This window comes from Acidobacteriota bacterium, assembly GCA_030697165.1.
Classification (GTDB): domain Bacteria; phylum Acidobacteriota; class Vicinamibacteria; order Vicinamibacterales; family UBA2999; genus 12-FULL-67-14b.
In genome coordinates this window covers 42,006-63,266 of the sequence record JAUYQQ010000022.1, presented here as the reverse complement: position 1 = coordinate 63,266, position 21,261 = coordinate 42,006, and the positions used below count along the sequence as shown (strand labels likewise).

The following is a 21,261-nucleotide window of genomic DNA, read 5'->3' as shown; positions in this document are numbered from 1 at the left end:
ACAGGTCTCTCGCAATTTGTCTAGTAATTCCGAGGATTCGGGAGTGATCTTGCAACCACCTTTGCAACCGTCGGCGCCGTCTCAGGAACTCCCGCGCTCTGGGCTTATACCCTCGCAGCCTAGCCAGCCTACGCCGTGCGATGTCGCACACCTTGACTCGGCTCCATCCGACGAGACGATCGTCGCGCCTGAGCCACGGGGCGTGGCCTGCCGCTCCTGCGGCAAGGTGCATCCGGGCGGCCGGGCGGTCGCCGGGTGTCCCGGCCCGGCTCTCAGGCATGGCCGTAGCTCGACGCTGCTTCAGCGCGGGGAGCTGCCCTCGCAGGCCGATGCCCTCGCGGCCTTGACTGACCGTCAGAGCGAGATCGAGGCAGACCTCGGCGGTGCGCCGAACCTGTCGCGTGTTCATCGGGACGCGATTCGAGACCTCCTGCGTCTGGAGCTGGTGGGCGAGTTCCTGTTCGACCGGCTGCTGGAGAGCGGCCCGTTGACCGGCAAGGGCCGCACGAGGGCCGCGACGATGACCTACCTACAGGTGCTCGACCGGGTGCAACGCCTTCGCCAGATGGTCGGGCTCGCCCGCGTCTCTCGGCCGGTGACCTCGTTGACCGAGGCGCTCATGGCGCAGCCGGTGCGCGGGAGGTCCGATGCGGATTGAGGACTTCCTCGCCCGGCTCGTATGGCTCGACGGCGCGCCGCTCCTGCCGCGGATCCAGCCGTATCGCCTTCGGTTGTTCGAGGAGTTCTTCGCCGTGGGCGACGATGGCGTGTTTCTCCGCAACCTCGGTCTCTTCGGCCGCTCGAAGAAGAACGACAAGACGTCCGACCTGGTCCATGCGTCGTTGTTCGCGCTCGTCGGCGACTCGCCCGCGGGCCACGACTCGGAGTGCTACATCCTCGCGAACGACGGCGACCAAGCCCGAGACGATCTGTCGCTCGCGAAGAAGATGGTCAAAGCCAACCCGGACGTCCTCGGTCAATGGCTGAAGGTCAAGGCGAACAGCATCGAGCGGAAGGACGGGCGCGGGTTCCTCGAAGTGCTGCCGGCCGGCGACGTGGTCGGGCAGCACGGCAAGTCCTATCGGTTCGTCGGCTACGACGAGATCCACGGCTACCGGACGTGGGACGTCCTCGAAGCGATGCAGCCGGATCCGAACCGACGGGACGCGCAGCAATGGATCACGTCCTACGCATCGTTGTTTCACCGGCCGGGGGTGCCGCTGTTCGACCTGTTCACGCAGGCGAAGGCGGGCGCTGACCCGCGGATGCTGTTCTCGTGGTATGCCGCGGACTTCACGACGGACCCGGACTTCGCGGACCTCGCGCCGGAGCGGCGGGCCAATCCCTCGATGGCGGCGTGGGCCGATGCCGGGTATCTCGCGCAGCAGCAACGCCGCTTGCCGTCGCACAAGTACCGGCGGTTGCATCTGAATCTGCCGGGCCTGCCGGAAGGCTCGGCGTTCTCGGCGGAGTCCGTCATGGACGCGATCGATCGCGGCGTCCAAGTGCGACTGCGAGAGGCGGACACGCAGTACGTCGCGTTCGTCGACATGAGCGGCGGCAGTCGTGATGATGCGTCGCTTGGCATTGCGCACAGGGATCGCGACGGGCGCGCCGTGGTGGATCGGATCGTCGATCAGGGTCAGCGGCCACCGTTCGATCCGCGGCTCGCGGTCGGCAGGTTCGTCGCCGTGCTGACTGACTACGGCGTGTCCGCGGTCACTGGTGACTCGTATGCGGGCGAGACGTTCAAGGCCGACTTCGAGCGGATGGGGATTACCTACCACGTCTCCGGGAAGACCAAGAGCGAGCTGTACGAATCGCTGGAACCGCGGCTTAATTCGCATCAGGTGATCCTGCCCGACGCACCGGTCGTCGAGCAGCAGTTGCTCGGGCTCGTCTGGCGCGGCGGGAAGATCGACCACCAGAGCGGCGAGCATGACGACCTCGCGAACGCAGCGGCCGGGGTGGTCGATGTCGCGCTCTCGGAGTCGAAGCGGCTCGTCGTCGCGGGCGTGTGGGGCGGGGCGCGAGCGACGCGGGAGCAGCGCGAGCGACGGGTGATCGGCTGCGTCGCAGGTACCCGAGACACGCCGCCGCGGCTCATCTACGAAGACGAAACAACACCGATCTCTTTTCACTGAGGAGGAAACATGACAAGGGCCGAGATGGAAGCAATCGTTTCGATGGACGCCGCGACGTACAGCCGCTGGCTGCGTTCTGAGCAGATCGCACGGTTGGACGCGCCGCGCAGCGTCCGTATGGCGCACGCCGCTCAGCGGCAGGAGGGCATGACCGCGGAGCAGGTCGTCGCGGCCGTCGCGGAGGAGTATGGCCTGCACCCGTCGTCGCCGATGGCGCTCCGCCTCGCCGAGGCGCACGTCGTCGCGACGCAGCCGGGCAGCTATGACCTCGCGCTGGCGCGGCGCGACTCGGCAGTGACCTGGCACGGCGCCGACGTTCCCGGCGTGCCCAAGCCCTGGGATCTCGCGCTGCAGCGGCGTGCGGCGGAGGTGCGGTGATGGACGAACTGCGCGCCCGCGTCGAGCGGATCGTCGGAGAGATGACGGAGGTGAAGTCCGCGTGGCCGGACATCGGCATGGAGCCGCGCCCGAAGGTGCGCCAGCAGCTGGCCGAGGAGTGGCGCGTGCTCTGCGACCGCATCGGCACCATCAACCGCGAGTGGACGACCGCGGCGAAGGGCACGGCGCGCATCGATAGGCTGCGCAGCGAACGCGCCCGCAGCATCGGGGCCATCGACGTGATGGAGCGCCGCTCGGAGACGGCACCGGAGCGCGAACGGGACCACTGGAGGGGCGGCGCGTGCTACTTACGCGGCGAAGGCACCGACTACGAACTGCCGGGCGCGGTGAAAGCCATGTGCAAGGAACTCGGCGTCGACCGACTGCCGCCGCTGCGCATGTGCGACGAGATGCTCGCGCAGGCGGAAGCCGATCTCGCGCCGCATGTCGCACGGCTGCAGACGGAACTGGACGCGTGGGATTCGCGGTGCCGCACGGCAAGTCCTATCGGTTCGTCGGCTACGACGAGGGTGCGGGCGAGCATCAATGCGGCGCTGCCAGCCGCCGACGTGAAGATATCAACGACCGTCAGCTGACTGCGGGATGGATGGGGGCCATGCTCCTCCGCCGCCGCCCACGGCGGCAACCAATTGGCGCGCCCCCATCCTTGGTGATGAGCGTCGGTTGGATGGGCGGGCGTTGTTGCGCCTCGGCGTTCTAGGGCACTTGCACCCTTGGGCGCCGGGGCCTCGCGCTGCTTGAGTAACCCCGTATTGGACATACTTTCCGGGCCGATGTAAAGAGTAAAGAGTCGCCGTCGAAGCGGACTTCACCGACGCGCAAGAGCAGCAGCAGGAGGACCACGTCATGAATACGTTTCCGACCAACATAGGCGCGGGGCTCGCGTTCGTCGTCGCGACTGCCGGACTCGCTGGCGCGCAGACGATGAAGCGGTCGACGGTCTACACGAACGTCATCGACGGCCAGCGAGGAGCGATCGTCAAGGAGGTCAGAGACGTCGAGGTCAGGAAGCCGCACATCCCTGAGTGGATGCTCGTTCCGGTGCCGGTCTTCACGAAGGCAGAGATGGCCCGCCTGCAGATGGGGCCGACGTCCTACGTGCCTCGACCGCCGCAGCAGGTGCAAGGCCTCAGGGCTGAGAGCGTTCGTCCTCGACGACGGCAGGCAGAGCCGATGTCCTCGGCGCCGCTCTTCATCGACGGCCTCTATGTCGGCCCATCGCCGTCAGGTCAGTGGACGTCCATCACGCATACGGAGCCGACCGTGAACGTGAACATCCTCGGCAGGCGCCGTCAACGTGAGTAGCGAACGAGCGGGAGCAGGGCCGGTCGGCGTCGTCGAGACGACGATGGACGGGCAGAAGGCGACCATCGTCTTCATGCGGTCCATCGACGACCAGACGCCGGTGCCGCAGGAGCAGGCGACGTTCGCGATCGCGAGGCTCGCTGACGGCATGGTCGTCTACCTCTACCCAACGCCGCCGGTTAACAAACACGTAGCAGCAGGAGGAGGAGCATGAAACCGAAACGACACCAGAACAAGGGGCTGCGCAAGCATTGCGACTGCCCACGGCGAGCGTGGGCGAAGTGCCAGCACGCTTGGCACTTCAACTTTCAACCGAGAGGCGGGCAGGGCTACCGCTTCTCGCTCGACAAGCACTTCAACCGCCACATCGACAGCAAGACGGAAGCGGAGGATCTCGCTGCCGATCTGCGGAAGCAGATTCGGGCCGGGACGTTCGGACAGCCGATGCCACTGCAGGCGATGACGATGCAGCAGTTGGCGGACGTCTACTACGAGCGGCACGTGCAGGTGAAGTGCGCCGCGAATCAGGCGGCGCATCGCTACCAGCTCGACGCGATTTGCAAGACCACCGTGCGCCGCCCGACGGAGGGCAGCGCGCCGCTCGGCGAGTGGCGCGTGTCGGACATCGTGACCGACACGATAGAGCGGTTCCGCGAAGTCCGCGCCGCGGGCGGCAGCGGGCCGGTCGCCATCAATCGTTACCTAGAGACGTTGCGGAGTGTCTTCAACTTCGCGGTGCGCGTCGGCTACGTCGCGGCCAGTCCGTTCAAGCGCGGCACCGAGACCGTCGTCAAGTTCGAGGACGAAGCGCCGCGCACGAGACGCCTCAGGGATGGCGAGGAGAAGCGGCTGCTCGCGGCCTGCGGTCTGCACCTGCGCGCATGCGTCGAGGCCGCGCTGGAGACCGGCATGCGCCTCGGCGAGATCCTTTCGTTGCAGTGGGTGCAGGTTGAGGGCATGCGTGTTGATGAAAATGACAACACGCAGGTCTCTTGGGCGCCGCGTGCTGAACTCTTCCTACCGAAGTCGAAGACGAAGACGAAGCGCGACCGGCGCATTCCAATCTCGACGCGCCTCCGGAGCATCCTCGAACTTCGCCGCCTAGACCCGGCGGGCAAGCCGTTGGCGTCTGACAAGTTCGTCTTCGGGAACGCGGTCGGCGAGCAGGTGCAGAGCCCGCGGCGAGCGTGGTATACGGCCGTCCTGAAGGCGCATGGTCACGAGCCCACGTATGCGAAAGGCGCAAACCTCGACGCGGATTCTCGCGCCGCGCTCCGGACGATCGACCTGCACTTTCACGATCTCCGGCGCGAAGCCGGGAGCCGATGGATGGATGCTGGCGTGCCGCTCGCGACTATCCAGCGGTGGCTCGGCCACTCGAACGTTAGCCAGACCAGCGTCTACCTCGCAGGCTCGTCGTCCAGCGAACACGACCACATGCGACGGTTCGAGGAGCGCCGGGACGCTTGCAACGGGCTTGCAACGGATGCAGGATCACAGGGGTATGGGACGCCACCAGCGGCCACGCGGCTGGACGAAAAGGCCAGCAAAACCGCAGAAGGCTACGAACCAACCATCATGTAGGAGTGGCTACGAACCAGGAGGTCGCATGTTCGAATCATGCTGGGCGCACCAACCTTCGCTCTCGGTCACGCGAAGGTTGTCCACCATAGCGGCGCGGAATACAGCCGCCGCGGCGGTGGACCTTCCTGACGGTTCGAGCTTCGGCTGGCAGGCCAAGCTCTGATTGCACGAAGCCGAGTCTAGTTCAAGCCGCGCCTCGCCTTCGGCTCCGCGCTAGCGTGTTCGAATCATGCTGGGCGCACCATGAGCGAGTGAAGCCTGAGGCTCTCGAAGGCTGAACGAGTCGAAGGACCCAAGACCACAACGCACTTCGTCGTTCTCGTATAGGATGCGCGTCAGCCATGAAGCCGCTGATCCCGCTCCTTGTCTTGGTCACGCTCTCTACGGCTGCGCTGTTCGCGCAGGCCCCGGCCGCCCGTCACGATCGACCGAGCGTCGTCCTGATCATTACCGACGATGCGGGGTATGGGGATTTTGGGAGCTACGGGGCGCCTGATATCAGGACGCCGAACATCGACAGCCTCGCCAAGACCGGCACGCGCTTCACCGACTTCTATGCCAATGCCTCGACCTGCACGCCGACCCGTGCCGGGTTGATCAGCGGGCGGTATCAACAACGGTTCGCCATGGAACGTCCGCTCAGCATCCCGCGGGTTGACGGCGAGTTTGGGTTGCCGGCCACCGCGCATTCATTGCCCCGGCTGCTGGCCAACCACGGCTACGCCACGGGGCTCGTCGGGAAGTGGCACCTCGGCTACAAGCCGGAATTCAGCCCCGGCGCCCATGGCTTCGGCTATTTCTTCGGGTTGAAGGCCGGTTACGGCGACTACTACCAGCACACCGACAGCGATGGCCATCCCGACCTGTACGAGAACGAAGCGCCCGTGAAGGTGGCCGGCTACATGACCGACCTCATCACCGAGCGCTCCCTGAAGTTCATCGCTGACCGCGCCGCGCAGCCGTTCTTCCTCGAGGTGGCGTACACCGCGCCCCACTGGCCGTATCAAGTTCCCGACCTTCCGTCGGTCGCGATCGACAACTCGCGGCACGTGATGCCGTATGACGAGAAGCCGGACACACGCGCCGACTACGTGAAGATGGTCGAGCGAGTTGACCGCGGCGTGGGCGAGATCCTGGCGGCGCTCGACCAGCTTGGGCTGAGCCGCAATACCATCGTGATCTTCACCAACGACAACGGCGGCGAGTGGCTGTCGCGCAACGCGCCGCTGACGCATCGCAAGTTCACGCTGTGGGAGGGCGGCATTCGCGTGCCGACACTGATCCGCTGGCCCGGCCGCGTGCCCGCCGGCCGCGTGACGCCGCAGGTGGGCATCACCATGGACCTGAGCGCGTCGATTCTCGCGGCCACGGGGTCACCGGTGCCGGCCGAGGCCAGGCTCGATGGCATCAACCTGTTTCCCATTCTCGAAGGCCGCACGCCCGTGGTCGAACGCAGCCTGTTCTGGCGTGTCCAAACCGGCGGACTCGATCAGCGCGCGGTGCGAAACGGCGACATGAAGCTGCTGATCGACGGCACGTCCCGGTACCTGCTGTTCAACGTGCGCAAGGATCTCGGTGAACACGACGACCTGTCCCAGCAACAACCGGCCGTGGTCCGGCGCCTGCGTCAGCAACTGCTGGAGTGGGAAAAGGACGTGGACACCGAGGCCAAGGCCGGCGGCTCAGCGCGTTAGCCCGTGCCCCAGCGGGAACATCGGCAGCAGGGCAATCGGGAGCTTGCCGCCGATCGGGATCTCCCCCGCCAGCGCCTTGACCGCGGCGCGTTCGGCACCGTCCGAGAAGTCGTAGGTCAGCATCACCGCCGGCGCCTCGGGCATGCCCATGGCGGTGTACGGATTGCCAAACAATACCGACACGAACGGCTGCTGGCGCCGCTCGGTGGCGCGCGCGAGGTCCTGCAGGAACCGCTCGAGCTGCGGCGCCAGGTCGAGCCGGCCGCTGCCCGACGAAGCGCGCACGAAGATGCCGGCCACCACGGCGTCGTACTTCGCGGCCAGCGCGCGGACCATGTCGAGCTCGGACGCAGTCGTCCGATCCGAAATCTCGAACGCTTCGGTCGCCGCCCACCGCGCGCGCAGCTCCGGGATCATCGTCCGGCTCGGCGCGGCAATGCGCCAGCCCGAGGGATAGTCGAGTACCGACAGGTACATCACCGATCCGGTGCGCGGTGTCGGCATGGGCACCATGGCGCGCTCGTCCTTGATCAGCGTGATCGCACGGTCGCTCACGGCCTGGGCGATCGCCTCGTGCTTGCGCCCGCCGACCGACAGCGCCGCCGCATCGAGGTTGACGGTGCGGGCGCGGTGCAGGCCCAGCCGTGCCTTGGTTTCGAGCAGGCGGCGCACCGAACGCTCGACCTGCGCGCGCGGGATGTCGCCTGCCTTGACCGCAGCCACAATCGCGGCGGCCGCGGCCGCCGAGTCGGGTGAGTCGAGCACGGCATCCACCCCGGCCTTGACGGCCAGCACGGCCGCCTCGCCGGGCGACGTCATCTTCGTGATCGCCGCCATCTTCATGGAGTCGGTGTAGATCACGCCGTCGAACTTCATCTGCCGTCGCAGCAGGTCGCCGATCACGATGGGGCTGAACGTGGCCGGGCGCTTCTCGGGATCGATGGCCGGCATCTCCATGTGCGCGACCATCACGCCAGCGGCGCCGGCGGCCATGCCGTCGCGGAACGGGGCCAACTCCACTGCGTCGAGCCGCTCGCGCGGATGCGCCACCACCGGCAGGCCGAGGTGCGAATCAACATCGGTGTCGCCGTGGCCGGGAAAGTGTTTCAGGGTCGCCATCATGCCGGCTTCCTGGAGGCCCCTCACCCACCCGGCCGCAAGGCCGCCGACGCGGGCGGGATCCTCGCCGAACGAGCGGATGTTGATGACCGGGTTGCGCGGGTTGTTGTTCACGTCGGCGACCGGCGCGAAGTTGACGTGCACGCCAATCGCCCGGCTTTCACGGGCCACCACCTTGCCGGCCTCGTAGGCCAGCTCGGGATCGCCGGCGGCGCCGAAGGCCATGGCGCGCGGGAACTTCGTCCCGCCGGCGACACGCATGGCCACGCCCCACTCGAAGTCGGAGGTGGTGAGCAGCGGCAGCGGCGAGATCGACTGCAGGCGGTTGAACAACGACGCCAGTGCGAGCGGCTGGCCGAGAATCACCGGGCCATAGGTATTGTTCAGCAGCACGTTCGGCATGGGCTCGGTGCCGCCAAAGGCAATCAGTCCACCGATGTGCGATTCGTGCACCAGCTTGACCAGCGCGTCGTACTGGTCGGTGTCGCTACTGAGGTAGGTCGAGTTCAAGGGCGCGAAGATCATCTGCCCCACCAACTGCTCGACGGTCAGCTTCTTGAGGGTGGTCTCGACCCACTGCTGGGCGGCCTTGTCGAGTGCCGACTGCGCGCCCGCAGGCAAAAGAAGGAACGCGAGCAACGCAAAGACCGCCAACCCTCGGGACATGCGCCATCGTAACCCGCCTTCGCTCGCGTGATCCCGCGAGCTTCGGCGCGGCAGGGCACATCAGGCACCATAGGCACCCTAGCCACCATAGGCACCCTAGGCACCATAGGCACCATAGGCACCATAGGCACCATAGGCACCATAGGCACCTTAGGCACGTTAGGCACCTTAGGCACCTTAGGCACCGTAGGCACCCTATAATTGCTTCGTGAGCAGCACCGAACACAAGGCCCTGGCCCCCGAGAGGGCCCGGGTCTTCGTCCTGACCGTCAGCGACACCCGGACCGACGACACCGACACCGCCGGCCGCGCCATCATCGAACTGCTGCTCGCGGCGGGGCACCAGGTGGCGGGCAAGGCGATCGAGCCGGATGAACCAGCGCGGGTCGCGGAACTGGTTCGCCAGCAGACGGCGATCGGCGACGTTGACGCTATCATCACGACGGGCGGCACCGGCCTGACCAGCCGCGACAGCACCTTCGAGGCCATCGACGCGCTGCTGCACAAGCGGTTACCCGGCTTCGGGGAGCTGTTCCGCATGCTCAGCTACCACGACATCGGCGCCGCCGCGATGCTGAGCCGCGCCTGCGCCGGCACCATCGGCCGCGTCATCGTAATTTCGCTGCCTGGATCGGAGAGCGCGGTCCGCCTCGCCATGAACAAGCTCGTCGTTCCGGAGCTCGGACACATGATTCAGCAGGCACAGAAGTAATGGCCAAGTCCGAAATGCGTCCGATCATGGACACCATCCCGCTGGAGGAAGCCCGCCAGTTGATTGCCGGTGCGTGCGCGCCGATCGCGCGGCGCGAACGGGTGGCGCTCGTTGACGCCAACGGCCGGGCCGCTGCCGCCGAGGTGCGGTCAACCCGCGACGTGCCGCCGTTTTCGCGCGCCGGCATGGACGGCTTCGCGGTGATCGCCGGCGACACCTTCGGCGCCAGCCGCTACGAACCGAAGACACTGCGGGTGATCGAGAAGGTCTACACCGGCCAGGTGCCGACCCGGCAACTGACGCCCGCCACGGCGGTCGAGATCGCCACCGGCGCGCCCATGCCCGCGGGTGCCGACGCTGTCGTGATGGTCGAGGAGACCGAGATGGCGGGCGACCGCGTCCGCATCCTGACACCCGTGTATCCGCGCCAGAACGTGGGCCGCCAGGGCGCCGACATCGTGGTCGGCCAGACGGTGATCCGCGACGGCGACCTGCTGAACCCGAGCCGGATCGGCGCGCTCGCGGCGCTCGGGATTGGCGAGGTCGAGGTCTACGCCAGGCCCACCGTCGCCATTCTCTCGACCGGCAACGAGATCATCGATCCCGGCCAGGAATTGCAGCCGGGCCAGATCTACGACATCAACAAGTTCACGCTCAGCACGATCGTCCAGGAGCACGGCGGCGTGCCGGTGCCGTACGCCACGGCGCAAGACACCATCGAGGCGCTCGAGAGCGCGATCGATGCCTGCGTCGCGTGCGACGTGCTGGTGTTTTCGGGCGGCAGCTCGGTCGGCGAGCGCGACCTGATCCTCGACGTGATCGGCCGCAAGGGCGAGATCGTGTTCCACGGCATTGCCGTGAAGCCGGGCAAGCCGACCGTGTTCGGCACCATCCAGGGCAAGCCCATGTTCGGCATGCCGGGCTACCCGACCTCGTGCCTGTCGAACGCCTACATGCTGCTGGTGCCGGCGCTGCGCGCGATCGGCCGCCTGCAGCCACGCCATACCCACACCGTGAGCCTGCCGGTGGGCCAGCGCATTGTCTCGACCACCGGCCGCCACCAGTTCTACACGGTGAAGATTGTCGACGGGCAGGCGATGCCAGCGTTCAAGGCCTCCGGCGACATCACCTCGATGTCGCAAGCCGACGGCTACATCGAGATCCCGGCGCAGACCGACATTGTGGAGAAGGGTCAAATCGTCGACGTGCGGCTCTTCTGATCCCGACAGGAGTTGTCCTCCCGACGGCGAAGGCCACTCCCGTCACGCGATTGCACGCCGATCGCGCAAGCGTAACCATCCCGACAAGATTCGGTAAATGGCCCAGCAGCCCAGCACGAACAGCCCGACGAACCAGATCGCAAAGCCAATCAGCACAATCGCCAGCAGGGCGCCGGTGATGAAGACGATGCAGGCCCAGAGCACGGCGAACCAGAAGGTGCGGATCTGCCAGGTGAAGTGCGACTCGAGCCACGTGCCGCGGGCGTCGTTGCGCTTCACGTAGTTGATGATCACGGCGATGATCGATGGCCAGCCGAAGATGAACGCGCCGATCACGGTTGAGGCGCCGAAGGCGCCAATCGCCAGGCCCAGGGCGTGCAAGGCGTAGGTGACATGCGTGATGGTCACGAGCGACGAATCGGGTTCACGAACAACGGTCGCATCAGTCATCGATCACTCCTCCGGTTTCCCGACGTGAAATACTTCCCGACAAGGCTCATCTCCCGACGAGCATTCAGCTCCCGTCAGAATCGAATGACGTTCTCGAGATACCAGAACGTGAGGCGCGTGCCGCTGAAGCTGTGCTTCACGACGCCGCCGCCCGACATCGTTCCCACGTACCCGTTCACCGACCAGTATCTCTTGAGCGGCACATCGACGGCGCCCTCGAGCACCGTGCCCAGCCGCGACTGGCCGCCGGCCGCGCGGCCTGAAAAACCGAAGTAGCGCCCGGTGCTGGCCGTGGCGCCGCTGCCTTGGTACCAGAGATCCTGCCCGCTCGCAAGGCCGACCGCATGTACTTCGATACGCGTCTTTACCCCGCGGGGTTCAAAAGCGGCCTGCACGAACGCGTCGGTCAGGTTCATCTGCGCGTAGGTGGCCGACAGCGAGTACTTCCGAGACGAGGGCAGCATCTGGAAGAACGTGCCGTGCCGGTCGTCGGCTGGATCGCCATCGCCGGACGACCACAGATAGCCGGCCCGCAGCCACGGCCGTCCAGCGGCATTACTCCAGCGATGCCCCACCTCGGCGGCCACGCTGGCCGCGCGGTGCGACTGGCCGTACCAATCGCCCGTCTCCACGGCGCCCCAGAGCACGGTGTCCAGTTCGCCGCTGCGCGTCGGCGTAACCCGCGCGTGCGAGCCGCCCAGGGCCGCGATGGTCACATCCACCGGCCGGTCCGGCGACAACGTGTTATCCACCACCGCGGCCAGCTCACGGCGGTCGCGATAGAGAGTGCCAAACACCTGAAGCTCCGAGGTGGAGGCAACCCCTTCTTGGGGTTGCCTGCGCGCGCCGCTCTTTCGCGTATACGAGGCGGTGGCGACCCGGACGTTCGGCATCGACAGGTTGGTGGATTCCTCGAAGCCGCCCTGCGTCGGCACGAACGCCGCCGCCGTGACGTGCCACTCAGGCCGAGCGATGTCGAGGCGCGCGCCGTCGAATCGGCGCTGGTAGTACGACCACTCGAAGTTGCCGACCAGCCTGGAGTGCAAACGCTCGCGCTTGAGCTGATCGAGCGACGGACTGTCAGCCGCGAACTCGGCGCCCGACGCGAACGACATGCGGCCAAGCGTGACCGACGACCGGTCGTCGCCCCCGCTCACCCGCAGGAACAGTTCGCTCAGATAGAGCTGGTAGCTGTAACTGAGGCCGGTGGCCGCGAAATAGAAGGCGCCCACGCCGAGCCCGCCGGGCCCAATCGCGCCGGTCGGCACGTTCTCGAGACGCACGTAGTTGAACGCGCCTCCCAGATCGAAGCGGCGGCCATCAACGCGCACGCCCAGCTCGGCGCGGTCACCAATGAAGGTGTAGTCGGGATTGCCGACGAGCTGATCCGTCGCCGCCGCGGGATAGGGATCGAAGAACGACCACGACTCGGCGCGGGTGAGGTTGGAAACGGAGGCGGTGACGACCGGAGGTTCCTGCGCCTTCGTGGTGGAGCCCAAGGCAACCACGAAGGACACGAAGGGAACCGCGAAGGACACGAAGAATCTTTCTGGCTTGCCCAAAGAAGCTTCGCGTCCTTCGTGATTTTCCTTCGTGTCCTTCGTGGTTAGCCTTTAAGCAGCTTGTTCACGGCGTCCCAGTTCACCACGTTCCACCACGCGCCCAGGTAGTCGGGGCGGCGGTTCTGGTACTTCAGGTAGTAGGCGTGTTCCCAGACGTCGATGCCGAGAATGGCCTTCTTGCCTTCCATCAGCGGGTTGTCCTGGTTGGGCGTGCTCATCACTTCGAGCTTGCCGCCGTTGTCGATCACCCACGCCCAGCCGCTGCCGAAGCGGGTGGTGCCGGCCTGGTTGACCGCGGTCTTGAACTTCTCGAAGTCGCCGAACGCGCTGGTGATGGCATCGGCCACCGCGCCGGTGGGGGCGCCGCCGGCGCCGGGCGCCATCAGCGTCCAGAACAGCGAGTGGTTCCAGTGGCCGCCGCCGTTGTTGCGCACGGCCGCCTTGATGTCGTCCGGCACGCTGTTGATGCCCTTCATCAAGTCATCCAGGCTCTGGTTGTGCAGGTCGGGATGCTTGTCGAGCGCCGCGTTCAGGTTGGTGACATACGCCTGGTGATGCTTGCCGTGATGGATCTGCATCGTCTGGCTGTCGATGTGCGGTTCGAGCGCCGCGACGTCGTAGGGCAGCGCGGGAAGTGAATGAGCCATAGTTTAGAACCCTCGTGTTTGAACCGCCGTGATTGAACGGCCGTGTTTGAACCCTCGTGATGGAACCTACGTGATCGCAAGCATCCGATCTAACGCGATCTTAGCCCACTTCTTCTGCTCGTCCAGCACGACGATTTCATTGACGACCTCGCCCTCGACGAGCGAGTCGAGCACCCACAAGAGGTGGTTCGGCGACACCCGGAACATGGTCGAGCAGAGGCAGCCGAACTGGTCGAGCGAGACCACGGTCTTGCCGGGCGCCACCTCTTCCGCCAGCCGGTGGACGAGGTGGACTTCGGTGCCGACGGCCCACGACGAGCCCGCCGGCGCCTCGCGCACGGTCTTCAGGATGTATTCGGTCGAGCCGCTGTCGTCGGCCGCCTGCAGCACGTCGAACGGCACCTCGGGATGCACGATCACCTTGATGCCGGGGTGCTCGGCGCGCACCTTGTCGATCTGCTGCGGGGTGAAGCGCACATGCACCGAGCAGTGCCCCTTCCACAGGATGAGCTGTGCGTGCTCGAGCTGGTCGCGCGTGAGGCCGCCGAACGGTTCGAACGGATCCCACACCACCATCCGGTCAAGCGGCACGCCCATCTTGAAGGCGGTGTTGCGGCCCAGGTGCTGATCGGGCAGGAACAGAATCTTCTCCTTCTGCTGCCAGCCCCACTCGAGCGTCGCGGCGGCGTTGGACGACGTGCAGACGGTGCCGCCGTTCTCGCCGACCAGCGATTTAATCGCGGCGGCGGAGTTGATGTAGGTCACCGGCACCACCCGGTCCGCCAGGCCCATCTGCTGAAGCTCGCTCCAGCAGATCTCCAGTTGATCGGCTGGCGCCATGTCGGCCATCGAACAACCGGCGGCGAGGTCGGGCAGGATCACGCGCTGGTGCGGCAGCGCCAGGATGTCGGCGCTCTCGGCCATGAAGTGCACGCCGCAAAACACGATGTAGTCGGCGGCCGGGTGATTGGCGATCGCGCCGGCCAGCTTGAACGAGTCACCCGTGTAGTCGGCGAAGCGAATCACCTCGTCGCGCTGGTAGTGATGGCCGAGAATGACCAGGCGGTCGCCGAGCGCCGCGCGGGCCCCGCCGATGCGCAGCGCCATCTCTTCGTCCGGGAGATTCAGATACGCATCGGGAAGGGGCTGCCGCTCATGGAGCGACGCCTTCTCAACTTCGTTCAGAACCGGTAAGAACGTGGGCATGGTTTGTTGCTATGGTCCGGCTAACCGCCTTCGCCAAGGCTACGGCGGGTCAAGAAGCCGGACGCCACATGATGTGGGGTCCGCTCAAATGTGGTGTCCGCCTTTAGGCGGACCTACAGGGTCCGGCTAAAGCCGGACGCTACAGGCGCGGGTACGCGAACCACGTTGTACAGCGTATCGCGTTCGATCGGCTCGCGGCCAGCATCGCGGATGAGCTGCTCGATGTCATCGGTCGACAGTGTCGTCGGCGTCGATGACCCAGCCATGTGGTAAATCGTCTCTTCCTGCACCGTGCCGTCGAGGTCGTCCGCGCCGAACCACAGCGCCGTCTGCGCGACCTCCACGCCACAGGAGATCCAATACGCCTTGATGTGATCGACGTTGTCGAGCACCAGCCGCGCCACCGCGTGCACCTTCAGCGTTTCGGTCGCCGACGGCGCCGGGAGCTTGCGCATCTGGTTGTTGTCGGGATGGAACGCCAGCGGGATGAACGCCTGCAGCCCACCGGTCTCGTCCTGCAGCGTCCGCGTCTGCAACAGGTGGTCGACCCGCTCCTCGGTGGTCTCGATGTGGCCGTAGAGCATGGTCACGTTGGTGCGCATGCCCAGGCCGTGCGCAATGCGATGAATGGCGAGGTAGCGCGCCCCGTCGCACTTGTCGTGGCAAATCTTCTGGCGCACGCGCGGCGCGAAGATCTCGGCGCCGCCGCCGGGCAACGAGTCGAGACCCGCCGCCTTCAACTGGACCAGCACCTGCTGGTCGGTCATGCCGTAGTGGTCCGCGAAGAACGCAATCTCCACCGCGGTGAAGCACTTCAGGTGAATGCCGGGCCGGATCTGCTTCAACCCGCTCAGCAAATCGGTGTAGTAACTGAACGGCAGCCCGGGGTGCAGGCCGTTGACGATGTGGATTTCGGTGAGCGGCTGATCAGCGCGTTGGCGGAGCTTGGCAAAGATCTGCTCCAGCGACATGGTGTGCGAGCCCGGGTCGCCTTCCTTCAGCCGCGCGAACGAGCAGAACAGGCACGACGCCTCGCACACGTTGGTGGCCTCGAGCCGCAGGTTGTGATTGAAGTAGGTGCGGTCGCCGTGTCGCCGCTCGCGCTCGCGATTGGCAATCCAGCCAAGCGCCAGCAGGTCCGTAGACTCGAAGAGCCTGACCCCATCCTCGAACGACAGCCGTTCGCGGGCCTCGACCTTGTCGGCAATATCAACGAGCCCCGCAGTTGTCAGACGCTGTCGCATAGTTGGTTTTCAGCACCTTAGGCACCCCAGGCACCGTAGGCACCCTAGGCACCCTAGGCACTCGAAGCACGAAGCTTTGATTGTATCTGATGGTACAATCCACAGCTCAACAGACGCGTACCAGGACAGCCAGGGAAGTTGGGTGAAACGCCCACACGGTCCCGCCACTGTAAGCGGCCCCCTAGTGGAGATCCGCGAGTCAGGAGACTGGCAGTTCACGGGCAAGTCACTCATACAGGCGCGTGAGACGCCTGGGAGGCGACGCGCAGTGCTTTCCGCAGACCAGGTGTCTTTTCGCTACGCGCCCGACGGCCCGCTCGTCGTCGACGGCGTCAGTGTCGCCCTTGCCGAGGGTGCGCTCGTCGGCATTCTCGGCCCCAACGGCTCGGGCAAGACCACGCTGCTGCGCCTGCTGAGCGGCACGCGGCGGCCCACCGCCGGCCGGGTCCTGCTTGGCGGCCAGCCGCTCGATCGCCTGTCGCGCCGCGAGGTCGCGCGGCGCATTGCCGTGGTGCCGCAGGAAACGGAGCTCGCCTTTGAGTATTCCGCGATCGAGATCGTGCTGATGGGCCGACACCCCCACCTCGGCGTGTTCACCGTCGAAGGGCCCGACGACATCCGCATTGCCCGCGAGGCCCTCGCCGCCACCGGCACCGCGCACCTGGCCGACCGCCCGTTTCACGAGCTGAGCGGCGGCGAGAAGCAGCGCGTCGTGATCGCCGCGGCGCTGGCGCAATCGGCGTCACTGCTGCTGCTCGACGAGCCGACGGCCTCGCTCGACCTCGGCTACCAGCTCGAGGTGTCGTCGCTGCTGCTGCGGCTCAACCAGGATCACGGCGTGACGATGGCGGTGTCGACGCATGACCTGAACCTGGCGGCGGCGATCTGCCGCGAGCTGATCCTGATGCGCGATGGCAAGGTGCTGGCCACCGGACCCACCAGCGAAGTGCTCACCCCCGACAACGTCCTCGCGCTGTACGACGTCGAGGCCGACGTCCACGTCCACGACGACACCGGCCACATGACCGTGGTGCCGGTCCGGCGAGTGCCCCGGTGAGAATTCGGCGCCGCATGCTGACGGTGATTGCGACGTTTGCCCTGGGCACCGTCGCGGTGGTGCTGTGGGCGCCGACGGTTGGCAGCACCAGCATCTCCCTGGCCAGGGCGCTTGACCGGTCCATTCCCTGGGCCGACAACGTCGACGCGCAGATCTTCTTCGTCGCCCGCCTCCCCCGCGTCCTGTCTGGCGCCATCGTTGGCGCCTCGCTGGCGGCGGCGGGCGTGGTGCTGCAGGCGATGCTGCGCAACCCGCTGGCCACCCCGTTCACGTTGGGCGTCTCGGCCGGCGGCGCGCTCGGCGCCATGCTGGCGATCGCGTTCGGCCTCGAACTGGGACTGATGGGCGTGACCTCGATTCCCATCGCGAGCTTCGCCGGGTCGCTGCTCGCCATCGGCATCGTCTACTGGCTGGCCTCGTCGCAAAAGCGCGGACTATCAACCAACGTCCTGCTGCTCGCCGGGGTGACGCTCAACTCGTTCTTCTCGGCCCTGATCCTGTTCGTGCAGTACATGTCGGACTTTACCGAGTCGTTCCGGGCCGTGCGCTGGCTGATGGGCGACCTCGACGTCGGCAGCTACACCCCGATTCTCGCGGCGCTGCCGTTTATTGGCGTCGCCTTCGCAATCTTTGCGGTGCTGCCGCGCACGCTGAACCTGCTGACGCTGGGAGAGGACGTGGCCGCGGCCCGCGGCGTGGAGGTGATCCGCACGCAGCGGCTGGCGTTCCTGAGCGCGTCGCTCGCCACCGGCGCGGCGGTCTCGCTGGCCGGACCGATCGGCTTCATCGGCATCGTCGTGCCCCACCTGGTCAGGCTGATGGTCGGCTCGGATCACCGGATCGTACTGCCGGCGGCGGCGCTATTCGGCGCCGCGTTCACCGTGCTCTGCGACCTGGTGGCGCGTACGATAATGGCGCCGCTGGAGTTGCCGGTCGGCATCATCACGGCGCTGATCGGCGGGCCATTCTTTCTTTGGCTGTTAGTAAAAAAGTCATGACCACGAAGGACACGAAGAAGAAAATCACGAAGCACACGAATTTACTTGGGTTGGTCTTCTTCGTGTCCTTCGTGGGAACCTTCGTGTCCTTCGTGGTTGCGTTTCAAACGCGCCCGCAGCGCATCATCTCGCTCGTCCCGGCGCTGACCGAGATGCTCTACGCCATTGGCGCCGGGCCGCAGGTGATCGCGGTTTCCAGCTACGACGAGTATCCGCCGGAGGTCACCGCCCTGCCGCGCGTCGGCGCGCTGCTCGATCCCGACACCGAGCGCATCATCGCGCTCAAGGCCGACCTGGTGATCACCTACGGCAGCCAGGTGGACCTGCAGGCGCAAATGAAGCGCGCCGGCATCGCCACGTTCGACTACCGGCATGGCGGTCTCGCCCATCTCCTGGTCACGATCACGGAGCTCGGCGCCAGGACCGGCCACGCCACCGAGGCCACTCAGGTGGTCCGCGCGATCGAAGCGCGGCTCGCCGCCGTCCGCGCCCGCGTCGCCGGCAAACGCCGGCCGAACACCCTGCTGGTCTTCTCGCGCGAGCCGAAAACCCTGCGCAACGTGTACGTCAGCGGCGGCCGCGGCTTCCTGCACGACATGCTCGACATGGCCGGTGGAGATAATGTGTTCAACGACCTCGACCGCGAGTCGGTCCAGGTGTCGACCGAGACGATTCTGGCGCGGGCGCCAGAGGTGATCATCGAGCTGCGGCCGGAAGATATCCCCGAAGGCCAGCCGATGCGTGACGAGCTGGCGGCGTGGGCGCGGCTTCGGTCGGTGCCGGCCGTCCGCAACCAGCGCGTGCACTTCATTGCCGGCCACGCCGTCACGGTACCCGGCCCTCGTGTCGCCGAGAGCGTGGAGCGCATGGCGAAGGCATTGCACCCGTAGGGGCACTTTAGTGCGCCTGGAGAACCCATGAAGATCCTCGTGTCGTGGTCCACCGGCAAGGACTCGGCGTGGATGCTGCACACGCTGCAACAGCAACAACCAGGAGCCGTCGCCGGCCTGCTCACCACGACCAACGAAGCCTTCGACCGGGTGGCGATGCACGCCGTTCGGCGCGAGCTGCTGCAGGCACAGGCAGACGCTGCGGGCCTGCCCCTGCACGTGGTGCCGCTGCCGTGGCCGTGCTCGAACGAGCAGTACGAGTCGACCATGACAACAGCGGTGGACGGATTCGTCTCGGCCGGCTTCACGCATGTGGCCTTCGGCGATCTGTTTCTCGAAGACGTGCGGCGCTATCGCGAGGAACGGCTGGCCGGCTCCGGGCTCGAGCCGCTGTTTCCGCTGTGGAAGACCAAGCCGACCGCCGAACTCGCGAAAGACATGCTCGATGGCGGGTTGCGCGCGACGCTCTCATGCGTCGACCCGAAGCAGCTCGATCGCTCGTTTGCGGGGCGCACCTTCGATCAATCACTAATCGACGACCTGCCGGCCGGGGTTGACCCGTGCGGCGAGCACGGCGAGTTCCATTCGTTCGCGCACACCGGGCCAATGTTCAACCACCCAATCGTCGTCTCTGTCGGCGACGTCGTCGATCGTGACGGGTTCGTGTTCGCCGACCTTTCGACACCACCAGACGCAGCCTACGCAGGGCCCCTCAAGGCGTGACGCAGCGCTGCGATCTCCGCGCGCAATTCCCGCACCGCCTCGGCACTCGGCAGTTCGCCCTGTTCGCTGGCCGCGTCGCGGCCAACGAAGAAGGTCGCGAGCGTCGCGGTGACGTAGCCGAATACCCCGAAGGCGTAGAGCGAAATCAGCAGGCAGAGAATGCGGCCTTCGGCCGTCTGTGGCCAGTACTCCGACCCCATCGTCGTCATCATCATGCCGGTCCACCACAGCGCCGCGCCGTACGTGGTCAAGCCCCGGCCGTCGGGGTTGTGGTTTTCGAAGGCATACATGCCGGCGGCGCCGCCGAAGGTCACGAGGACCGTCAGCAGGACGACGTAGCCGAAGCCGCGGCGGTCCAGGCTCTCGCCAAGCGCACGCATGCCGCGGTTGAGGGACGTGACCACGCGTACCAAGCGCAGCCCGCGCGTGGTTCGCACCAGGCGAAGCATGCGAAAAACACGGAACATCCGGAAGATGCGCAGGGCCGGAACGACCAGGGCAATCGCCGTCAGCCAGTTGCTGCGCAGGTAATCACTCTTGTCTGGCGCGAGCACGAACTTGATCAGGAAGTCGACGATGAACACGATCCAGATCACGAGGCCAGTCGCTTCGAGGATCGGGCTAAGGCCCCAGATCAGTTCACTGATCAGGAGCACCAACCAGACGAAGGCGAGGATGAGCAGAGGCGTCTCGAGCCAGTCTTCGACCTGCTCCAGGACGTTGCGCCGCTCGGCGGCGAGGGTGTCGGTGGGATTGTCCAGCTGCGTCATGCTGGTGGATATGCAACTGTGGAGCCAAGGGGAGCGCTGAGTGGAACGATCGAGTTACCCGCGTAGAATCGTCTGCCTCACGGAAGAAACCACCGAGACGCTGTACCTCCTCGGCGAAGGCGACCGCGTGGTCGGCATCTCGGGCTATACCGTGCGTCCGCCCGAAGCCCGCCAGAAGCCCAGGGTGTCGTCGTTCCTGCACGCCCGCTACGAGAAGATCGAGGCGCTCGAGCCGGATCTGATCCTCGCCTTCTCCGACTTGCAGGCGGACATCACCACCGACCTGGTGAAGCGCGGCTACCCCGTCTTTACGTTCAACCAGCGCAGCGTCGCCGAGATCCTGCAAATGATTCGCGTGCTCGGGGGCATCGTCGGCGTGGCCGAGAAGGCCGAGGCGCTGGCGGCACGGCTCAGCCAGGGCCTCGACGACATACGGGAGCAGGCCGCCGCTTTACCGTGGCGGCCCAAGGTCTTCTTCGAGGAATGGTATGACCCACTGATCAGCGGCATTCGCTGGACCGAGGAGCTGGTGCAGATTGCCGGCGGCGATCCGACCTTCCCGGAGCTCGATCGGGCCAGCCTGGCCAGGGACCGCATCGTGACCAGCGAGCAGGTAATCGCGCGGGCCCCCGACGTCATCATCGGCTCGTGGTGCGGCAAGCCCGTGCGCCCCGCCCGAATCGCCGCGCGCCCCGGGTGGGCCGAGGTCCCGGCCGTGAAGAACGAGCGCATCTACGAGGTGAAATCCACCTACATCCTGCAGCCGGGACCGGCCGCCCTCACGGAGGGCGTGCGGCAACTTCACGACATCATCCGGCGGGCCGTCACTCCCTAATGGCCGAGGAGGCGGTTCGCCGGATACAATGGCTCC

General features: G+C 66.3%; 22 protein-coding genes and 1 riboswitch. Of the genes, 15 read left to right on the top strand and 7 right to left on the bottom strand.

Going from position 1 to position 21,261, the window contains the following annotated elements; all coding sequences use genetic code 11:
- Positions 1–343: 343 nt before the first annotated feature.
- From Q8T13_19885 to Q8T13_19850, 8 genes are all read left to right on the top strand, one after another.
- Entirely contained in the window at positions 344–658 is a 315-nt protein-coding gene (locus Q8T13_19885) for a hypothetical protein (protein ID MDP3720029.1), read from the top strand.
- The gene (locus Q8T13_19880; protein MDP3720028.1) at positions 648–2,144 is read left to right on the top strand and encodes a hypothetical protein; all 1,497 of its coding nucleotides are present in this window, start codon (positions 648–650) and stop codon (positions 2,142–2,144) included. Before Q8T13_19885 ends, Q8T13_19880 begins: the two co-directional genes overlap by 11 nt.
- Positions 2,145–2,168: 24 nt before the next feature.
- The gene (locus Q8T13_19875) at positions 2,169–2,522 is read left to right on the top strand and encodes a hypothetical protein (protein MDP3720027.1); all 354 of its coding nucleotides are present in this window, start codon (positions 2,169–2,171) and stop codon (positions 2,520–2,522) included.
- A complete protein-coding gene (locus tag Q8T13_19870; protein MDP3720026.1) occupies positions 2,522–3,118 on the top strand; it encodes a hypothetical protein in 597 nt (198 codons plus the stop codon). Before Q8T13_19875 ends, Q8T13_19870 begins: the two co-directional genes overlap by 1 nt.
- Before the next feature lie 271 nt (positions 3,119–3,389).
- The gene (locus Q8T13_19865; GenBank protein ID MDP3720025.1) at positions 3,390–3,848 is read left to right on the top strand and encodes a hypothetical protein; all 459 of its coding nucleotides are present in this window, start codon (positions 3,390–3,392) and stop codon (positions 3,846–3,848) included.
- Positions 3,841–4,062 carry a hypothetical protein gene (locus tag Q8T13_19860; GenBank protein MDP3720024.1) on the top strand — a complete coding sequence of 74 codons (222 nt, stop codon included), beginning with the start codon at positions 3,841–3,843 and terminating at the stop codon, positions 4,060–4,062. The genes Q8T13_19865 and Q8T13_19860 overlap by 8 nt, the downstream gene beginning before the upstream one ends.
- Positions 4,059–5,432 carry a site-specific integrase gene (locus Q8T13_19855; GenBank protein ID MDP3720023.1) on the top strand — a complete coding sequence of 458 codons (1,374 nt, stop codon included), beginning with the start codon at positions 4,059–4,061 and terminating at the stop codon, positions 5,430–5,432. The genes Q8T13_19860 and Q8T13_19855 overlap by 4 nt, the downstream gene beginning before the upstream one ends.
- A 341-nt stretch (positions 5,433–5,773) precedes the next feature.
- Entirely contained in the window at positions 5,774–7,126 is a 1,353-nt protein-coding gene (locus Q8T13_19850) for a sulfatase-like hydrolase/transferase (protein MDP3720022.1), read from the top strand.
- On the opposite strand, the gene Q8T13_19845 is transcribed toward Q8T13_19850, so the two are convergent.
- The gene (locus Q8T13_19845) at positions 7,115–8,911 is read right to left on the bottom strand and encodes a glycoside hydrolase family 3 protein (protein MDP3720021.1); all 1,797 of its coding nucleotides are present in this window, start codon (positions 8,909–8,911) and stop codon (positions 7,115–7,117) included. The two genes, Q8T13_19850 and Q8T13_19845, sit on opposite strands and share 12 nt — an antisense overlap.
- 208 nt (positions 8,912–9,119) lie before the next feature.
- Here Q8T13_19845 and Q8T13_19840 point away from each other — a divergent pair, with 208 nt between their 5' ends.
- Together Q8T13_19840 and Q8T13_19835 are read left to right on the top strand one after the other, a co-directional pair.
- Positions 9,120–9,623 carry a molybdenum cofactor biosynthesis protein B gene (locus tag Q8T13_19840; GenBank protein MDP3720020.1) on the top strand — a complete coding sequence of 168 codons (504 nt, stop codon included), beginning with the start codon at positions 9,120–9,122 and terminating at the stop codon, positions 9,621–9,623.
- On the top strand, positions 9,623–10,843 hold the full coding sequence (locus tag Q8T13_19835; GenBank protein ID MDP3720019.1) for a molybdopterin-binding protein: 1,221 nt from the start codon (positions 9,623–9,625) through the stop codon (positions 10,841–10,843). Before Q8T13_19840 ends, Q8T13_19835 begins: the two co-directional genes overlap by 1 nt.
- A 42-nt stretch (positions 10,844–10,885) precedes the next feature.
- On the opposite strand, the gene Q8T13_19830 is transcribed toward Q8T13_19835, so the two are convergent.
- From Q8T13_19830 to mqnE, 5 genes are all read right to left on the bottom strand, one after another.
- Positions 10,886–11,293, bottom strand: a complete 408-nt coding sequence (locus Q8T13_19830) for a hypothetical protein (GenBank protein ID MDP3720018.1) — start codon at positions 11,291–11,293, stop codon at positions 10,886–10,888.
- A 74-nt stretch (positions 11,294–11,367) separates the two neighbouring features.
- Complete coding sequence (locus Q8T13_19825) at positions 11,368–12,831, bottom strand: alginate export family protein (GenBank protein MDP3720017.1); 1,464 nt, start codon at positions 12,829–12,831, stop codon at positions 11,368–11,370.
- A gap of 68 nt (positions 12,832–12,899) precedes the next feature.
- On the bottom strand, positions 12,900–13,502 hold the full coding sequence (locus Q8T13_19820; protein MDP3720016.1) for a superoxide dismutase: 603 nt from the start codon (positions 13,500–13,502) through the stop codon (positions 12,900–12,902).
- Positions 13,503–13,568: 66 nt separating this feature from the next.
- Positions 13,569–14,708 (bottom strand): quinolinate synthase NadA, encoded by a 1,140-nt coding sequence (nadA, locus tag Q8T13_19815; protein MDP3720015.1) that lies wholly within the window; start codon positions 14,706–14,708, stop codon positions 13,569–13,571.
- A 113-nt stretch (positions 14,709–14,821) separates the two neighbouring features.
- Entirely contained in the window at positions 14,822–15,952 is a 1,131-nt protein-coding gene (gene mqnE, locus Q8T13_19810) for an aminofutalosine synthase MqnE (GenBank protein ID MDP3720014.1), read from the bottom strand.
- Between the two features lie 85 nt (positions 15,953–16,037).
- A riboswitch (cobalamin riboswitch) is annotated at positions 16,038–16,183 on the top strand.
- A 37-nt stretch (positions 16,184–16,220) separates the two neighbouring features.
- Here mqnE and Q8T13_19805 point away from each other — a divergent pair.
- Genes Q8T13_19805 through Q8T13_19790 form a run of 4 tightly spaced genes read left to right on the top strand, consistent with a single transcriptional unit; the run spans position 16,221 to position 19,620 of the window.
- The gene (locus Q8T13_19805; GenBank protein ID MDP3720013.1) at positions 16,221–17,009 is read left to right on the top strand and encodes an ABC transporter ATP-binding protein; all 789 of its coding nucleotides are present in this window, start codon (positions 16,221–16,223) and stop codon (positions 17,007–17,009) included.
- A 14-nt stretch (positions 17,010–17,023) separates the two neighbouring features.
- Positions 17,024–18,007, top strand: coding sequence for an iron ABC transporter permease (locus Q8T13_19800; GenBank protein MDP3720012.1), 984 nt, complete (start codon positions 17,024–17,026; stop codon positions 18,005–18,007).
- Positions 18,004–18,897: a helical backbone metal receptor gene (locus Q8T13_19795; GenBank protein MDP3720011.1), complete on the top strand. Its 894-nt coding sequence runs from the start codon at positions 18,004–18,006 to the stop codon at positions 18,895–18,897. Before Q8T13_19800 ends, Q8T13_19795 begins: the two co-directional genes overlap by 4 nt.
- 27 nt (positions 18,898–18,924) lie before the next feature.
- Positions 18,925–19,620 (top strand): ATP-binding protein, encoded by a 696-nt coding sequence (locus Q8T13_19790; GenBank protein MDP3720010.1) that lies wholly within the window; start codon positions 18,925–18,927, stop codon positions 19,618–19,620.
- Here the strand turns inward: Q8T13_19790 and Q8T13_19785 are convergent.
- Positions 19,596–20,390, bottom strand: coding sequence for an ion transporter (locus tag Q8T13_19785; GenBank protein MDP3720009.1), 795 nt, complete (start codon positions 20,388–20,390; stop codon positions 19,596–19,598). The two genes, Q8T13_19790 and Q8T13_19785, sit on opposite strands and share 25 nt — an antisense overlap.
- Positions 20,391–20,430: 40 nt before the next feature.
- Between Q8T13_19785 and Q8T13_19780 the strand changes: the two genes are divergently transcribed.
- A complete protein-coding gene (locus Q8T13_19780) occupies positions 20,431–21,225 on the top strand; it encodes a cobalamin-binding protein (protein ID MDP3720008.1) in 795 nt (264 codons plus the stop codon).
- The last annotated feature ends 36 nt before the right edge of the window (positions 21,226–21,261 follow it).

What these genes read in the sequence shown, in the direction of transcription:
- Q8T13_19880 (MDP3720028.1), top strand. Translation starts at nt 648, where the DNA reads ATGCGGATTGAGGACTTCCTCGCCCGGCTCGTATGGCTCGACGGCGCG.
- Q8T13_19875 (MDP3720027.1), top strand. Translation starts at nt 2,169, where the DNA reads ATGGAAGCAATCGTTTCGATGGACGCCGCGACGTACAGCCGCTGGCTG.
- Q8T13_19870 (MDP3720026.1), top strand. Translation starts at nt 2,522, where the DNA reads ATGGACGAACTGCGCGCCCGCGTCGAGCGGATCGTCGGAGAGATGACG.
- Q8T13_19865 (MDP3720025.1), top strand. Translation starts at nt 3,390, where the DNA reads ATGAATACGTTTCCGACCAACATAGGCGCGGGGCTCGCGTTCGTCGTC.
- Q8T13_19855 (MDP3720023.1), top strand. Translation starts at nt 4,059, where the DNA reads ATGAAACCGAAACGACACCAGAACAAGGGGCTGCGCAAGCATTGCGAC.
- Q8T13_19850 (MDP3720022.1), top strand. Translation starts at nt 5,774, where the DNA reads ATGAAGCCGCTGATCCCGCTCCTTGTCTTGGTCACGCTCTCTACGGCT.
- Q8T13_19845 (MDP3720021.1), bottom strand. Translation starts at nt 8,911, where the DNA reads ATGTCCCGAGGGTTGGCGGTCTTTGCGTTGCTCGCGTTCCTTCTTTTG.
- Q8T13_19835 (MDP3720019.1), top strand. Translation starts at nt 9,623, where the DNA reads ATGGCCAAGTCCGAAATGCGTCCGATCATGGACACCATCCCGCTGGAG.
- Q8T13_19830 (MDP3720018.1), bottom strand. Translation starts at nt 11,293, where the DNA reads ATGACTGATGCGACCGTTGTTCGTGAACCCGATTCGTCGCTCGTGACC.
- Q8T13_19820 (MDP3720016.1), bottom strand. Translation starts at nt 13,502, where the DNA reads ATGGCTCATTCACTTCCCGCGCTGCCCTACGACGTCGCGGCGCTCGAA.
- nadA (MDP3720015.1), bottom strand. Translation starts at nt 14,708, where the DNA reads ATGCCCACGTTCTTACCGGTTCTGAACGAAGTTGAGAAGGCGTCGCTC.
- mqnE (MDP3720014.1), bottom strand. Translation starts at nt 15,952, where the DNA reads ATGCGACAGCGTCTGACAACTGCGGGGCTCGTTGATATTGCCGACAAG.
- Q8T13_19800 (MDP3720012.1), top strand. Translation starts at nt 17,024, where the DNA reads ATGCTGACGGTGATTGCGACGTTTGCCCTGGGCACCGTCGCGGTGGTG.
- Q8T13_19795 (MDP3720011.1), top strand. Translation starts at nt 18,004, where the DNA reads ATGACCACGAAGGACACGAAGAAGAAAATCACGAAGCACACGAATTTA.
- Q8T13_19790 (MDP3720010.1), top strand. Translation starts at nt 18,925, where the DNA reads ATGAAGATCCTCGTGTCGTGGTCCACCGGCAAGGACTCGGCGTGGATG.
- Q8T13_19785 (MDP3720009.1), bottom strand. Translation starts at nt 20,390, where the DNA reads ATGACGCAGCTGGACAATCCCACCGACACCCTCGCCGCCGAGCGGCGC.